The sequence below is a fragment of the Foetidibacter luteolus genome (assembly GCF_009650435.1).
Lineage (GTDB): Bacteria > Bacteroidota > Bacteroidia > Chitinophagales > Chitinophagaceae > Foetidibacter > Foetidibacter luteolus.
On the sequence record NZ_VVIP01000033.1, the window covers coordinates 56,050 to 73,439 of the forward strand.

Here is a 17,390-nt window from a genome sequence, read left to right on the forward strand (position 1 = left end):
CCGTACCCATTTAATTTATTATGATGACCAGGATAGTTTTATCTTCTCTTTTTGTGTTTTTCGCCTGTGCCGGTTATTCGCAGCATACCAATATAGACCCCAATCAAAGCTATATTAATGTAAATACGCCGAGATCACCGGAATCCGCAGGCTTTGAAAAGTATGGCGCCACCCAGGTGAATGAATTTACCGGTGCTACCAATATTGCTATACCCATTTATACGCTGAAAAGCAGGTTTTTGGAATTGCCCATAACTCTATCGTACCAGGCAACAGGCATACGTGTAAACCAAGAAGCTTCGTGGGTTGGGCTGGGCTGGGATTTAAATGCCGGGGGACGTATAACCGTGGAAACAAGAGGATGCGCTGATTTTAATGGAACTACCCGCGGACTTACCAGTCCGGCAAACCTGGCTACCGGTATGCAACGGATTTTTACAAGGGTAGGCTCCAATGGTGAGAACGCTGTATTAACACCTTCTACACTTTGCGAAAGCGGCCAGCCGGAATGTTCTACTAATACCAGTTTTGATCATCTTGCGGCGGTTCAGGAAATGACGCAGTATGGGACTGGGGAGCCGGATATTTTCCGCGCAAACTTCATGGGGCACTCATTAACGTATTATGTTGACAAAGTATCCAACACGATAAAATTTATTGGGGAGAAAAGCCTGGCACAGATCGTGTATACCCTTGACGCAAACAATAATATTACCGGTTGGACAATAACAGACAACAGTGGTGTTAAATATTATTTCAACCAGGCAGAAACCTCCACCAACACATTATCCGGTAATCCCGTTGTGCCGGCTACCACAACAACCGCTTGGCTACTCACAAAAGCAGAACACCCAACGGGAGATTATATCCAGTTTACTTACAATAATTATGGCTATATAGTGCCTGCCTTTACGATGAGTAGTTCGGTAAACTGGCTGGCAACGGGAGGTCCTGCCAATGTTGCCAATGATTATACACAAAATGTAGTACTTCAATCTACGTACTATCTAACACGGGTTGAAAGCGCTGATGCGGTCGTTGATTTTCTGCTCAGTACCAGAACAGATTTATATGGTCCCGGCGCCAGGAAGATATCCCAGATAAAGGTATCGGATAAAATTACCTCGGCTGTAAAGAAAACAACAACTTTTAATTACAGTTATTTTCAAACCAGTTTCAAGCCCTGGAGTACTTACTTAGCAGGTTTGTTTTACAATTTGCCGTCACCGCTTACAACCAGCGGTTACCTTGCATGCTCCAACAGCAGGCTCAGGCTGGATTCAGTAAGTGCTAACCTGGATACATATCAGCCTCCTTACCGGTTTAACTATAATACGGTTGTTCCGGATAAGTATTCTTATGGCCAGGATCATTGGGGGTATTATAACGATGTATCCAATCATACCAATGGCTATTCCTTTAGCCACCTGATCCCTTATTCCGGCCTTGGTGGTGTAGGTAATGCCATTCCATCCTCGTCTTTAAATATCAACCAGATTGGCTTTAACAGGGAGTGCAGTGCTACATCAGTTCAAGCCATGATATTGACAGGTGTTGTTTATCCTACCGGTGGCCGCACAACTTTTGAGTATGAGCCTCATCAGTCCACTATGGTTCCAACAGTCCCTGTTACTGGTGGAGGCGTACGTGTTAAAACGGTAAGCAATTATGAATCAGGTAATCTTACAGGAACCACAACTTATTCATATTCTATCGGTAAGTACATGGGCAGTATCCAGTATTATACCACGGCAAATGAACTTACAGCATGTGGTGCCGGTTCTAACGGGCAAATGAAGTATTCTTCCAACGGGGCAGTAAACTTCAATGATATCCTGATCGGCTACGACCAAATAACGATTGCTCAACAGGGTTCATCCGGCGAATCTAACGGATACGTGGTAAAGAAATTTGATATCAATACGCCGTCTTCCAATTATTCCAACCTGGTGGGGTTTGACATTGCACCCCCATACTATCCTCCTGGAGAACCACCGCCGGTTAATGGTAACCAGACCTATGAATTCTGGCTGGATGCAGCACATAAAAACCTTGCTCCAACACCCTCAGCCAATCTTGAAGGGAAACTAATAGAAGAGCTTTATTATGACAATTCTGACAATTTAATAAAGTCCATAAAGAACTATTACAAGATTGCTGATTACAGCAATAGTTTCTATGATATCAGGGCAATTCAAAACAGGTCAGGTGGATTTGACTATAGTGGTTGCACGCCCAACGGTGGATTTGGTTCAGGTGGTAACAGACCTGTTATCCTGTTTGTGTCTCCGGCCAAATCATTTTATACATTAAAAGATAGTGTGGTGGAGCGTACTTACAGCGGCACCAGTTCTGTAAAAAAGAAAATTACCTACAAATACAATGATTTTTACCAGCCGATGTTTGAAGCGGTACATAATTCAGATGGTACACAAACCATTAGCTATACCCGCACTTCCGCTGAAATTGTGCCACCTGGCCCGGGCAACCCATCAGGCATTTTTGCCACGCAGATGTACCAGATGAGGGACCAGCATATCCTGGAACTGCCGATAGAACAAACGATTGTCAACCGGAGTACAACAGGAGATTCAACAGTTGTGAGCAGCCGTTTCAATGTGTACCAAAATGCTTTGCCGATGAATGTTTACATCATGGAATCTGCACAACAGCCAACATTCAGGACGCAATTTATACCCTGGAAGTTCAGTTCCTCAGCCCCTTATTCCGTGAATATAGACAGCCGCTATAAACCCTACAGCACTGCTGATTATTCCACCAGCAACCTGATACGGACATTGCATACCCTGCAGGGCGACAAAGCTTATATATGGGATGAGTCCTATAATACCCTGATGGCACAATGTATCAATACCAATAGTGATACAGCCGCTTTTACTTCTTTTGAAACCCAGGCAAAGGGAGGATGGGCTTACAATGCCGCCGGAGGGGTTGCTGATAATACATCGCCCACCGGAGTTAATGCTTATAATTTAGCAAGCGGCAATATCAGTTTCGGGACGCTATCAAATACCGGGGCTTACACCGTTTCTTACTGGACAAAAGGGACTACCAGTTATTCAGTAACAGGCAGCACATCGGTTAAAAAAGGGCGGACGGTAAACGGCTGGACGTATTATGAACATAAAGTAAGCGGCGTTACCAGTGTAACCATATCAGGCTCAGGGAGGATTGATGAAGTGAGGCTGCACCCGGCATCCGCACAAATGATTTCTTACACCTACGAACCACTGGTGGGCCTTAAAAGCCAATGTGAAACGGACGGCAGGATACTGTATTATGTGTATGACGCGATAGGGCGGCTGGCCTGGGTGAAGGATATGGATGGCAATATCGTTAAGACCATTCAATACCATTACAAAGGATTAGCAGGCATACAGTATTAATAACAATCCAAAGCATTACCCATGTTCAAAAAGATTTTCGCGGTATCAGTATTGATACTTTCTATCCATAAAGGCTTTTGCCAGCCGGTTATTTCCGGGCCGGCCTGCATTGCACCCAATACGGTGTACCAATATATCCTGGGCGGCAATATTGATTCCCTGTCAACTGTTCATGTATGTATTACCGGGGGTATTATCCTGGATACATTAAACCCAGGTACCTGCAAGGATTTCCCCGGTAATGTCAACCAGGTATTTGTTGTATGGAATGATTCAGCTACCCAGGGCAAACTGACCGCATCTTCCGCTAACGGGAACGGCAGTATAACGGTGCGGTTTGCGCCGGAACTTATGCCGGGGTTGATTGACAGCAGTTCCAAAAGTCAGATGATCAGTTACCAGGCAATACCTGCCGCCATTAACTGCGGCAGTGACTCCGGCGGCTCCTGCTCACCATCCTACGAATACCAGTGGAAGTATTCATCAGACCAGGTTAGCTGGGATGATATGGATTTGGCTACAAGTGGCAACCTGCTTATAGAATCGGCATTGACGCAAACAACATTTTACCGCAGGAAGGTAACAGAACTATCGTCCGGTTCGATTGGATACTCTGATGTGGCGTCTGTTTTCGTGATCGTTACAGATGCAGACAGCAGTGGGCTTACAAGCAACAGTTTGAGGCATACACATACAAATAATCCGGGAGAAGTAAGGGTGGAAAGAAGGTTGGTTTACCAGCCTGGCGCCTCACCCCAACCCCTCTCCGCCCGGAGATGGGCTATGACCCCTGGCAGGCGGTTGTTTCAGCATTGTGAAACTATTTTTTCCCGGGCAATAATGTAAAAATACTAATCAGCGCAAACTGAAATGAATGCCGAACCGAAAACAATATAAAATGAACGCTACTTATAAACCTGCTATACGGCTTTTGTTTTTGACAATCCTCTCATTAGGCTGTAGCCAATTGATAAAGGCCCAGGCCAGCATCAACGGCCCTACCTGTGTGCTGGCGGGCACGCAGTACAGTTATACCGTCTCCGCTTATTACACCGGCGATGCTGATTTTAGTTATTCCGTGTCGGGAGGTACCCTTTCTACGGGTGGAAATTCTGGTAGCCATGACGGCCCGGGTATTGTGACAATACTTGTTACCTGGTCTAATTATGGTGCAATTACCCTTACCTCTCCCGCAGGAAATGCCTCTTTCAGCATTACGATAGCGCCACCTTTCAATAAAGGAAGTTTTACTTCCGGCCATTCGCAGATCATTAATTATAATACTGTACCGGCGACGATCGTGTGCAGCGCTGCCAATGGAGGTACCTGTTCAACAGGCAATTATGTATATCAGTGGGAACAAAGCCCGGACGGTGTATTTTATACAACATTACAAGGGGCCACCGCTAAAGACCTGTCGTTTTCCAGCCCCGCCACCCGTACAACTTACTACAGGCGGAAGGTAACAGAAACAACCACCAATACGATTGATTATACCAGCGGCGCATCCGTGATACTTAACCCGCCCAACCCGATACAGCCGGTAACGGGCGGCGCAGTAAGCCCGGCATCGCAAAGCATTAACTACAATAGCGTACCGGCGGCTTTATCTATTACCGGTGTTACCGGGGGAACTTATTCCTATACTTACCAATGGCAATCCTCATCCAATAACAGCACATGGACAAATATTTCTTTCGGGGGGCTTGAATATACCCCCGGGCAACTTACCGCGACCACTTATTACCGTGTGGCTGTTAAAAGTAATGGTGTTACCGCTTACAGCAGCTCCGCCGTTGTAACGGTTTATCCTGAATTTAAGGCAGGTATAATAAGCCCGGCCAATATTACCATTGCACCCGGTGGCAACCCCGGCGCTATTACCGGCACCAAACCAACGGGTGGCGATGGCAGTTATAGCTATCAATGGCAAAGCTCGGTGGACGGAAACGAAAACAACTTTAACCCCATCGCCGGCGCCGCCACTTTAAGTTATGCGCCCGGTACGTTGAGTGCGAACAAATGGTTCAGGCTGGCGCAGACTTCCAACGGTATTACGGTGTTTACCAACCAGTCGAAAGTAACCGTGAGCAGCAGTGTGCCTGACCTGAACTTTACCCGTGTAAGGGATATTTTGAAACCCGGTGTTTTTGATACCAATGCCGCGGAAGCGCTCAGCAGCCCTTCTGATGTGGCACAGGTGACGCAGTATTTTGACGGGCTGGGAAGGCCCGTACAAACGGTAGCGTGGCGGCAGACGCCTTTGCAGAAAGACATGGTGAGCGTTATCGAGTATGATGGTTTTGGAAGGGAGCAGAGCAAGTACCTGCCTTATGTGGCAGCCAGCAACAACGGCGAACTTAAATACACGGCGATGGCTGACCAGTACGCGTTTAACGCCAGCCAGTTTGCAGGAGAAGAATATTATTACGGGCAGACAAAATATGAGCCATCCCCCCTCAACAGGGTAACAAGCACCCTGGCGCCGGGCATTAGCTGGACGGGATCGGGTAGAGGCGTTACAGCACAATACAGGGTGAATGCAGCTTCGGACAGTGTGCGCCTCTGGACCATTGCCTTTGCCGCAGGCAGTGTACCTGTAACGACATCTATGTATAGTGCGGGAACGTTGTTTGAAAATGTAACAGCAGATGAAGAAGGCAACCAGGTGGTACAATATACGGATGTGGCGGGAAAGGTTATCCTTAAAAAAGTACAGGTGGCCACGACGCCGGGAAACGCCCATGTGGGCTGGCTTTGTACCTACTATATTTATGATTACCGTGGTAACCTCCGGTACGTAGTGCAGCCTGCGGGTGTGGAACTGCTGAACAGCAATAGCTGGAACATGAATGCACTGTCGGGGGATATATTGAATGAGCAATGCTTCCGTTATGAATATGACGAGCGTGGGCGTATGATATTGAAGAAAGTACCCGGGGCCGGTTTGGTGTACATGGTGTATGATAACCGCAACCGGCTGGTGTTTGCGCAGGATGCCGTGCAGCGTGGCAAGAACCAGTGGAGCTACACGATGTACGATGAGTTGAACAGGCCGGTGCAGACGGGCATTATGGCTTATACCATCACAGCGGATAATTTGCGGAACCATGTAAAAGGGCTTGCTGATAATACGGCGGGCACACCCATCAGCGGTGACCATGTGCCGGGCAGGCAGGCAGACCTTACGGTGAACCGCCGTGAAGCTGGGGTAACCAGCTATAAGGCTACGAACAATATTGTTTTTGAAGGTGAATTTGTATCGGAAAGCGGCGCTGAATTTACAGCGGAGATTGCCGCGGGGAGCCCTACTGCTTTTAGTAATTCTATCAGTGTTAATATTAACCCGTTACCATCTTCTGCCACGGTATACCCACTGACGCATAATTTTTATGATGATTATAGCTGGACGGCGAAAGCTTTTACAGCCAATTATAATAGCAAGGTTTCTGCTGGTACTAATCCTAATGCGGAAGCAATGCCGTCTGCCAATAATGTGATTGTAAGGGGCTTGCCAACCGGTACGAGGGTAAGGGTACTGGAAGACCCGAATAATCTTTCGCTGGGCAAATGGATGGAAACGGTGACATTTTATGATGAGAGCAACAGGGCAGTGCAGATACAGTCTGTGAATGTAAGCGGCGGGCTTGATATTATGACCAACCTGTATGATTTTAGCGGCAAACCGTTGTCCAGCCACCTGCGCCATGAAAAGCTGGGCGGCGCTGACCGCAGTTATGAGATAACGGGAAGGAATACATACGACCATGGCGGCAGGCTGACGAAGGCGGAAAAAATGCTGAACAACAGCGGAAGCTGGAAGGTAATTGTACAGCATACATATAATGAATTGGGGCAACTGAAGACGAAGAAACTGGGAATCAATCCGGACAATACTTTGCAGCCACTTGAAACGTTGACCTACGATTACAATATCCGCGGCTGGCTGCTGGGCGCCAACCGTGATTATGCCAAGACACTTGACAGTACCAGCAACTATTTTGGTTTTGATTTAGGTTATGACAAGACGGATATCAAGGCTTCGGGAGGCAGTTCCATCGGTGCTTTTGCGGATATGGCGTATAACGGCAACATTACCGGAACGGTGTGGAAAAGCACAGGTGATGACCAGGTACGCAAGTATGATTTTACATACGATGCGGCCAACCGTTTGAAGAGTGCACCTTTTAAACAATACAACCTGGCTACGGGCATTTTCGATGTGAGCGACAAGATTGATTTTTCGGTGAGCAACCTTAGCTATGATGCCAATGGCAATATACGCACGATGAACCAGAAGGGGGTGAAAGTGAACAGCAGCAGTACCATTGACCAGTTGACCTACACTTACCTGCCTAACAGCAACAAACTGCTGAATGTAATAGACGGTGTGAATGATGTAAACACGAAGCTGGGGGACTTCAGGAGTTCGACAGCTTATATGGGCGTACTGGGTACGAAGGAAGTACCGAACGCTGCGAGTTATACCGACTACAGTTATGATGTGAACGGCAACATGGTGAGCGATAAGAACAAAGACATGAGTGGTATTGTGTACAATCATCTGAATCTACCTTATACTGTTACTGTAACCGGTAAAGGAACGATAAAATACATTTATGATGCTACAGGCAACAAGCTGAAGAAGATTGTGGAAGAGACAGGCAAACCTGCCAAAACCACGCTGTACCTGGCGGGTATTTACGAGGATGATGTGTTGCAGTTTTTACCGCAGGAAGAGGGCAGGATACGCAAGAAGGATGATGGCAGTTTTGTGTATGACTTTATGCTGAAGGACCACCTGGGCAATGTGCGGATGGTGCTGACAGAAGAACAGCAAACAGATGCCTACCCAGCGGCGACATTGGAAACGGCTACGCTGAACAGTGAGAAAGCCTACTACAGCATACCGGATGCTGCGGGTGTGCGGGTTGACAAGACGGGTGTACCTGGCTATCCGCAGAATGACGGGTATAGTGACCCGAATAATTTTATCCATAAGCTGAAGGGTGATGCCACGAAGGTGGGCAGCAGCATGGTATTGAAAGTAATGGCGGGGGACAAGGTGAACATACATGCCAGCAGTTGGTGGACGAATAACAGTGTGCCTGCTAACCCCAACAATGTAAACAGCGCTATAACCAATATTGTAACGGCATTGACCACTGCGATACCTGCTGCACCGGGCAGTAAAGTGGCCACCGGCCAGTTAACGAGCGGGATACTGACACAGCCGGTAACCGACCTGTTGGATGATCGTAATACCAACAACTATACCAGCAGCAAGCCGAAAGCTTACCTGAACTGGGTATTGCTGGATGAGCAGTTTAAGCCGGTAGTAACCAATGACGGTAAAAACAGTGGCTTTGAGCAGGTGGGTGCGGATGATGAGTTTAAACAGCACAACAAGGCCGGGGTTGAGCTGACAAAGAATGGATATCTTTATGTATATGTGAGCAATGAGAGTACGGATATTAATGTGTTCTTTGATAATCTGCAGGTGACGCATGTGAGGGGGAGGTTGTTGGAGGAGAGCCACTATTATCCATTCGGCTTGACGATGGCGGGGATATCTTCGAGAGCCGCAGGTAAGATGGATAATAAGTTTGAGTATAATGGAAAGGAAAAGCAGGAAAAGGAGTTTAGTGATGGTGCAGGGTTGGAGTGGTATGATTATGGAGCGAGAATGTATGATGCGCAGATAGGAAGATGGCATGTTACAGATCCTTTAAGCGCAAAATATGTTGCTGCGTCACCTTACACTTATTGCCTAAATAATCCAATAATCTTTAAAGATCCGGATGGAAATGACGTTGTCCTTTATGATGATAAAATGAATACAGTTGCCACAATAAGTAAATCAGGAACTGTTATAGAAAAAGGGATGGAAAATTCAGCAATATTAAAAGCATATAATGAGGCTAAAGCCTATTTAAAGGATCCTATGTTTAACAAGATGGAGAACGCGGAGGGAACTTTGAGTATAATTCAAGTAAAAAATGTAGATGGAGCAGCCGTTTATCATGCCGGAGAGTATACCATTAATGGTCAAAAGTCAAAAGATTACAAGGGTGATGCTGCGGGTGTTACAAGTGCTGAAGCGGTTGATTCAAAAGATTTAGGTTCTATATCATGGAATCCTTTGACTGGAGGTGTAGATGAAGATGGAAATGCGCATTCTCCAGCGATGATTTTTTTCCATGAACTTAAGCATGGGCAGCATGCTAACGAGAATCTCTTACAATTTGTAAAGGACATGTTAACTGCTGCTGGAAAATTCGGCGACAAAGAAGAAGAGAAGGCGATTGGTGAAACAAACAATAAATCCAAAGAATTAAAAAATGGTGATGGGGGAAATGGAGAAGACAAAAAAAGAACTAGCCATGGTGCAAAAAAATTGTTTAAGGCAAAAAATACTACTTCTAATGAAGAAAGTTAAAAAAAAATGGATGTCAAAACATAGGGGAAAGATTTTTGGTCTTTTACTTCTGTTATTTGTTAGCGCTACAATAAAGCAAAAGAAAACAAAAATAAGTTGCTATTTAACTCCTAGGAATGTAAATTATGGGTGGGCTGATCAAGGTTTGTTCAGATTTAACCTTGAACAAAAATCGATTTTTGCACCTTATAATAAACGAACTTATCAAACGGGTGTTGAGTCCGACAGCCTTCATGAGCTATTTTATTTTGAAGACTTTATTGCTGATTCTCTACTAAGTTTTTCTGGTGCAGATACAACTAATGAAAAATTTATTTTTGCGCGTATGTTGATTATTAAGAAGCAGCAAAGTAATTGTGATTCTTTTTTAATAGACAGGAATTACAATGTCTTATATCAGGAACACACTTATAAATTAAAGGAGAGCTTAAAAAGATATTTAATCAATAAGATGCCAAAGGATATACAATTAAATTGGGTGTATGATCAGTCTCGTAGGTAGAGCTGGGAATAGTATTTCCGAGTTTTCTGACGCACCGTGCTGGCGCAAGTATAAGTAGCTCGGGTTTGTGAGTTTGCTACTTGTACCTGTTAAGATAAAACGCAAAAGCCGCTGGTGTAAAAGCCGGCGGCTTTTTATTCTTCGCAGTCGTTGGTGTTGATAAGCCCTAAATGCCCCGGCAGGTGTTGTCACCTGCCGGGGTAATGTTGAGGGAAGTGCTACAAAGCTATCCTGCGGGCAAAGCCCAATAGTAATCCTGTCGTCTAATGGCTGCCGGATTGGAGCGGAAAGCCCGCAACCACGAGGAACGAGTGGTGAGGACTTGCAGCGTAAAGCCGGGACTACAGTTGAGCAATGTAGTGGTGCTGAAAGCCCCAAATAATTTATATTCTGGTTAAGCCCACGAATGACAATACAGATAACACAGTAGCGGCTTGCTTTATCTTTTTCTCTCCGCACAATGTGCATTCAAAGCACTTATCCGCCACAATCTCCTGCAAGTGACTTTGCGGAGAGGGGGTGCAACTGCAAATAAAAAAACAAGTGCGGCGCTTTCCGCTGATATTTGTTTGCATAGGTATATCCGCAACTCCCCTTTAGAGAACAATAGAAAAGTAAACAATTGATATCCATTACAGTTGATGCCGTAGTTTTTGGATATCTTGTGTGTGGGAATTAAAAATATTTATTCTTATACCGCATTTTATGATACCTACTGTACTATATGGTGAATTTAAAACTTTGCGTCAAGCCTATATTGAGGTAAAGTCCTTTGTTGAAACAGAAGTTGGCGGCGAAGTATTTTCTTTAAAGACTAAAATTGAAGATGACTTAGGATGTGCAGGTGACGATAATTATGAACTTCTTGAAAAATTTGTGACAAAATACAAGTTGGATACGACAGGCTTTGATTACTCAAAACACTTTCTTTGGGAAGGCGAACTGTTTGGTTCAGGAGTGGCTTTTTGGATGCTTTTGTCGCTGCCGATAGTCCTTGTTCATTGGCTTGTTAAAATGCTGACATTTGGTAAAGTTGACTGGACCAATAAGCAACTGCTACCCGATTGGAACAGGGAAACAATGGACATGACCTTTGGTGACATGCTTACCTGGTATTTAACCGGAAAATATAGTCTACGAAAAGATGTTATAGTGAGATTGACTAAAACCTTATAACATGGTTTTGCTGCAATAGGCACTGAAGAATACATTCTAAACCTGAGTGTCTTTATTCATCAACAGGAAGTAAGTGAAACTGTAGTTTTCCAATACACCTGCTGACAGCAACAGTTGACCCGTTATCAGTTATTGTAAAAGTAACTTCAGAACATTTAATGAAAGCAAGCACAACTCAAAAAAACAATGAAGCTTCTTCTCACTTCGGCTGGCATAAGCAATAAAAGCATTCGCAAGGCATTGATTGAGCTGTTGGGTAAACCAATTGAGGAGTCAAAAGCCCTTTTTATTCCTACGGCTATTTACGGCATACCCGGAGGCGCTGAAATAATAAGAAAAGTGATTTGCGGAACAATAGGCGACCCATTTTGCGAAGCTGGATGGAAGTCTTTGGGGTTGTTAGAGCTTACAGCACTACCCACAATGAAAAAGGAACTTTGGGTAACAATGCTCCAGGAGACTGACGCCCTGCTGGTTGGTGGTGGTGACTGTCAATTCTTATGCTATTGGATGCAACAGTCTGGACTGACAGAGATGTTACCGTCACTGTTAGAGAAAATTGTGTATGTAGGTTTGAGTGCCGGAAGTATGATAATGACATCGTTTGGAACCACGTATGGTAACCATACTTTGCCAAAAGAAACACACAAATCATTGGGCATCGTTGATTTTGCAATACATCCTCATCTTGACCATGAATGGTTCCCGGAAAACTCTTTATCAAACCTGGAAAAGTTAGCAAAGACATTACCTGTACCATCTTATGCAATAGACGACAATACAGCGATTAAAGTTATTGACAATAATGTAGAAGTGATTTCCGAGGGAAAGTGGAATCTGTTTTATCCTGAGAGGAAAACGAATAGCTAAGATATATGGCTTAAACGTAGCGGAGGAGGTCGGTTTAAACCGATGTTGACTGAACCTTCGGTGCCGGGTAAATGGGTTATGGATTTTGAATGAAGGTAATCTTTGGTTTAATGGGCTGCGGAGGGATGCCACTTTCTTGAGTTGTCATTTTAGTTCTATTTTGGGATGTCAATAGGTAATTGTGCGCAACTCAACTTCAAGTCGGGCAGTACTAATTCCAAACCTTCGTTAATACCTGGCCTTTGGCTGCAAATTTTGTGATATATAACATTCAAGAATTATCTTATGACCAAGACTTTTATATTAATGCTTTTCTTGACCTCTGCTGTTGTATCTAACAAGGTATTTAGTCAAAAAGAACAACTGTGGACAGACTCAGATCGTAAGTTCTTAGTTGAAAACCTGGAAAGGACAAAACTTGAGATTATCAAAGAAACACAAGATTTAACCTTAGCGCAATGGTCATTTAAGGAAGATTCAACAAAGTGGTCAATAGGACAGGTTCTTGAACACTTGGGCTTATATGAGAGGATTTTTGCACAGGAAGCGGACATTATGCTGAGCTCCAAGCCGGACCCGCTACTGGATAGCCTTTCCTTGCCTGATACTTCTTATATCAATTGGATGAATGATCCAAGCCCTCATAAAGCCGAATGGAATGCAGAACCTTTAGGATTTATGAAAGGAGCAGATAATCTCACTTTCTTTTTGTTTGGCAGGAATCACATAATTGAGTTCATAAAAAATACAACCTATGACTTGAAGGCACATTATACATACAGATGGGGAAAAGAGCAAAGAAGAAGTATACATGCTTTAATGGTTGTCCACTTTGGTCATACAGACAGGCATTTGAAACAGATTTACAGAATTAAACATGCAGTAGGTTTTCCGAAATGAATCGGAAGTAACATTGGGTTTTTTATGCAAGTTGGGCTCGACTTGTTACATAAACAAATTGCTAATACCAGCTTATGTTCGGGTAGTCGTATAACAATCAACTTTTGTTTTTAATTTCATCAGTAGTTTTTCAACCAACAGCGATTCTGAGCAGAAGGCAAACTAATTTCCAACCCGCATAAGGCCCTGCTTGTTAGCTGTGACTAAAGTTTAGCTCATGAAATCCTTGACAGTTATACTGGCTTTAGCTTCAAGCGGACTAGCAATATTTGCGGAATTTCGCTCAATTAAAGAATCAACTTTATTTTTTGATTGGTTAGACCACATTCCTATAATTATTCTTTGGACATTAATGTTCATTTTTACGTTCTTAGCCACAAAAAGATTCATAAGTAGCAAGCATTTCATGCCATTTCTTCCAGCAATGATTTGCATTCTCGGACTTTGTATAGTTTATTGGCACTCTGCGAAAAGAGAAGCCATTGGCAATTTACGATCTGTCTTTACTGCGGCAACTTATCAAATTGGAAGTGACGGTGGTTTTATATTGGATTTTAAAAAAGGCGGACATTTAAAAGGAGAGAAACGTGATCATTGGGGTGTGACTTATTATTGGGGCAACTATTCGCAAAACAAAGACACAGTTAACATAAATATACCCTTAGATTTTAAGCTTGGCAGACAAGCAATTTTAACTGACACCTCATTGTGTATTGTATATGACACAATAAAATTTGACATTTATAAACAATAGATGCAGCCAGCATTTGTATTTGCAGAAGCATGTCTTCTTTCTCCGAACAGTGTCCATCTCAAAGCACTTCTCAGCAATAGCCTTCTTCAACTGACTTTGCGGCAGGGAAGATGCAAATGACCATAAATAAATAGATAAATTCCCTCGTTCCCACCCTTTTTAGAATGCGCTACTTCAGGATGGCCTTATCAATACCCGCTTAAAAGTCCCCCATGAAAAACTGAACGATGAACGGATTGCGACGCAACAGGCGATGCCATGAAATACTGTAGCTGGTACCTGAAACATTCTTCTTTTTCCACCATTTCCACAACCGCAGGGCGGTGTACCCATAATTAATACGCCCATACAAGTAACCATACCTGCATGGGCGTAGATAAGACTATCCTTTTAAACCAAATTAGTTGCCGTGCCCCCTGAACTTGTAAGACAGGCTGAACACAAAATTCCTGGTCTTTTGGGGGTTTACTGTACTCCATCCGCCTGCATAACCTTTGTTGGTAATGTTGTTAAGGTTAAAGCCTAAACGAAACTTATCCGCATCATAGAATAAACTGCCGTTAAGGGTGGTGTAGGAGGGGATGGCGAAATTACCTGTAGAAGCCAGGTTGATGGTTAAATATTCACCCACATAGTTGCCGCCAAAACCAATGCCCAGGCCGCTTAATTTACTGTTGGATAACTTATAGTTAACCCAGAAATTGCCCAGGTGGGGCGAGCCGCCATCCAACGGCCGCTTACCTTCCTCATACCAACTGTTGCTGATGTCCCCTTTCAGTATCTTGCTGTCGTTGTAAGCATAGCCCAATATAATGCTCAACCCGTTTACGGGGTTGGCCTGAATATCGGCTTCAAAGCCTCTGCTGCGTGACTTTCCGCCCTGTATAGAAGTAAAAGGACGGGTGGGGTCTGCAATTACCACGTTATCTACGGTAATGTTATAATAGCTGATAGTTGCATTTAATTTGTTGCCCACCAGGTTTGTTTTAATGCCGGCTTCAAACTGGTTGGCCTGCTCCGGTTTAAAATTCTTCACTTCACCTGTTGAGTTACCATTCTCATCCGTTACAGCACCCGGGGCCACATTGTTAAAGCCGTTCATATAGTTTACAAAAAGGGCCACCTGGTCTTTAACGGGCTGGTAGTTTATGCCAAACTTTGGGGACAATGCAGTTTGCCCGAATTCGCTGTTCTTGAAATGATCAACCCTCAGGCTGGCCATGGCAGATAGCTGGGGAGTGATATTGAATACGTCTGACACATACGCACTGTAAGCTTTGTCCTTTGGTGCGTAAGGGTAAGGTGTGCTGGTAGCCAGCAGCGCATCAACAGATGCACGGGTTAAATAGGTTACCCTGGGTAAGTCATGCCCCGGGTTATAGGGGTCCCTGTAGTTTATTTCTCCCTGCAGGTTTACATTGTGTATCCTTTCGTAGCCTGTGCCGGCGGAGTTCTGGGTTCTGCTGAAATAATCCAGCCCCACGAGCACCCTGTTTCTAAACGAACCGATATTAAAGTCGCCTGTAAAATTTTGCTGAACATCAATTGTGTTGGTAGTTGACTGTGTTTTTGTAACCCACAGGCCAAAGTCGCGTTGCCCGTCTTCATTGTCGTAGAGATAGGTATAATACCCGTCTGAATTTGCCTGCCCGTTAGACAGTACGGTTTGTGAAGTCCATTTGTCGGACAGTTTATAAATCATTTGCGTTTGTACATTATAACGCGGCGACTTAATGGAAAGATCATTGCTGGTAAGCGATAGCTTCCTGTCGTAGTTTAAATCATCCAGGTCTTTAAACTGCAAAGGTGCGCTCCTGCCCAAAAATATCATCAGGGGGTTGGTTTTTTCTTCCTGCATAAATTCAGACACCAGCAGGAACGAGAGGCGGTCTGAAGCTTTGTAAGAAACAGTGGGCGCCAGGAAGAATGCTTTCCTGAAACCATAATCCTGGAAACTGTTTTCGTTGTGGTAGGCCGTATTAATGCGTACCAGCAATGCATTGTCTTTGGTTAAAGGTGTATTAATATCCGCGGTTAGGCGGCTTAAACCAAAACTGCCCGCTGTATATCCAATCTCGCCACCAAAATCTGCATAAGGCTTTTTGGTAACATTGTTTACCAGGCCGCCATAGCTAACAACAGGGGTACCGAATAATGTACCTGAAGGCCCTTTGATCACTTCAATCCGCTCCAGGTTGGCAGGGTCCAGGTTGCCATTGGTAAGGCCGGGCAGCCCGTTAAGCATAGTAACCTGCGATTCAAAACCACGTATGGAAAAATAAGACCCCCCGTCCCCGTCACGGCCGGTTGATTCCCAAAGGCGAAAAACACCGGGTACATTCTTCAATGCATCGTCATAGCTGGTAACCGCCTGTTGTTTAAGCAGGTCTGCAGAAACAACATTATACACCTGCGGGTTTTCAAGGTTCTTCAGGGGCATTTTAGCAACGTATTCGCTGTTTGTTTTGGAGCGGTTGGAAGATATGATTACCTCTCTCAACTGATTTTGTGTTTCAATAAGTGAGAAATCCACCGTTACCGTTTCTCCCGGTAAAACCTTCACCGCTGTTTCTTTGGTTTCGATGCCTATGTAAGAAGCCGACAGTATATAACTGCCGGGTGAAATGTTTTTAAGTTCGTAATACCCCTGCCTGTTTACAACAGTACCCCTTTGGGTTCCTTTAAGGGTTATGCTCACTGATGCGGCCGGCTTGCCGTCAGAAGTTTTGATGGTTCCTTTAATGGTTCCGTTTTGGGCAAATGAACTGAGGCATAAGAACAGAAAGGCAATTAAATAGGTTAGTTTCATGCTGCGAAATTTTCGCGGCGAAAGTAGCCCGGCGATATACGCCAGGGTAACGAAATGGGGAAATAAAGTGTTGAATTCGGGAATTTTACCGGTGATAATCAATAATCAGCAGGTAGCATTCAATTGATATTTTCTGCACACAGGTACAGGAAAATTTATGGGCCCGGCAGGACGTACTACTATCGGGCTTTACTTGCGTCGCACTCTTGTACGTTCGGTAATTCTGTGCGGCAATGTGCAGCAGGTTGCCATTGTTGAATATCCTTTTGTTCAAGTTTCAATGTTGGCAGCCGGGGCCTCTTAAAGGCAGATCCGTTAAATAATACCCGCTTAAAAGGCGCCATAAAAACCGAACGATGAAAGGATTGCGACGCAACCGGCGGTGCCATGAAATACCGTCGCTGGTATCTGTAATATTCTTTTCTTTCTCCTGGTCGTCGCCGGAAATTTTTACAACGATGCCCTGCCAGCAACATCTGTTACTCCTGCCTGGCGCATGTTATGTAAACCTGCATTATCTTTCCGTATTGCTA

At 44.4% G+C, this 17,390-nt stretch carries 9 protein-coding genes; 8 read left to right on the forward strand and 1 reads right to left on the reverse strand.

Annotation, left to right across the window (positions count from 1 at the left end; all coding sequences use genetic code 11):
• Positions 1 to 20 precede the first annotated feature (20 nt).
• From F0364_RS08990 to F0364_RS09025, 8 genes are all read left to right on the forward strand, one after another.
• A complete protein-coding gene (locus F0364_RS08990; RefSeq protein ID WP_153797441.1) occupies positions 21 to 3,407 on the forward strand; it encodes a hypothetical protein in 3,387 nt (1,128 codons plus the stop codon).
• Between the two features lie 21 nt (positions 3,408 to 3,428).
• Positions 3,429 to 4,253: a DUF8696 domain-containing protein gene (locus F0364_RS08995; RefSeq protein WP_153797442.1), complete on the forward strand. Its 825-nt coding sequence runs from the start codon at positions 3,429 to 3,431 to the stop codon at positions 4,251 to 4,253.
• Between the two features lie 52 nt (positions 4,254 to 4,305).
• Positions 4,306 to 9,846: a DUF6443 domain-containing protein gene (locus tag F0364_RS09000; RefSeq protein ID WP_207632583.1), complete on the forward strand. Its 5,541-nt coding sequence runs from the start codon at positions 4,306 to 4,308 to the stop codon at positions 9,844 to 9,846.
• On the forward strand, positions 9,833 to 10,348 hold the full coding sequence (locus F0364_RS09005) for a hypothetical protein (RefSeq protein ID WP_153797444.1): 516 nt from the start codon (positions 9,833 to 9,835) through the stop codon (positions 10,346 to 10,348). The genes F0364_RS09000 and F0364_RS09005 overlap by 14 nt, the downstream gene beginning before the upstream one ends.
• Before the next feature lie 705 nt (positions 10,349 to 11,053).
• Complete coding sequence (locus F0364_RS09010; RefSeq protein ID WP_153797445.1) at positions 11,054 to 11,524, forward strand: DUF1493 family protein; 471 nt, start codon at positions 11,054 to 11,056, stop codon at positions 11,522 to 11,524.
• Between the two features lie 186 nt (positions 11,525 to 11,710).
• On the forward strand, positions 11,711 to 12,394 hold the full coding sequence (locus F0364_RS09015; RefSeq protein WP_153797446.1) for a Type 1 glutamine amidotransferase-like domain-containing protein: 684 nt from the start codon (positions 11,711 to 11,713) through the stop codon (positions 12,392 to 12,394).
• 285 nt (positions 12,395 to 12,679) lie between these two features.
• Complete coding sequence (locus F0364_RS09020) at positions 12,680 to 13,294, forward strand: DinB family protein (protein ID WP_153797447.1); 615 nt, start codon at positions 12,680 to 12,682, stop codon at positions 13,292 to 13,294.
• A 217-nt stretch (positions 13,295 to 13,511) separates the two neighbouring features.
• Positions 13,512 to 14,048 (forward strand): hypothetical protein, encoded by a 537-nt coding sequence (locus tag F0364_RS09025; RefSeq protein ID WP_153797448.1) that lies wholly within the window; start codon positions 13,512 to 13,514, stop codon positions 14,046 to 14,048.
• Between the two features lie 400 nt (positions 14,049 to 14,448).
• Here F0364_RS09025 and F0364_RS09030 read toward each other — a convergent pair whose 3' ends face one another.
• Positions 14,449 to 16,857: a TonB-dependent receptor gene (locus F0364_RS09030; protein WP_153797449.1), complete on the reverse strand. Its 2,409-nt coding sequence runs from the start codon at positions 16,855 to 16,857 to the stop codon at positions 14,449 to 14,451.
• Between the last annotated feature and the right edge of the window lie 533 nt (positions 16,858 to 17,390).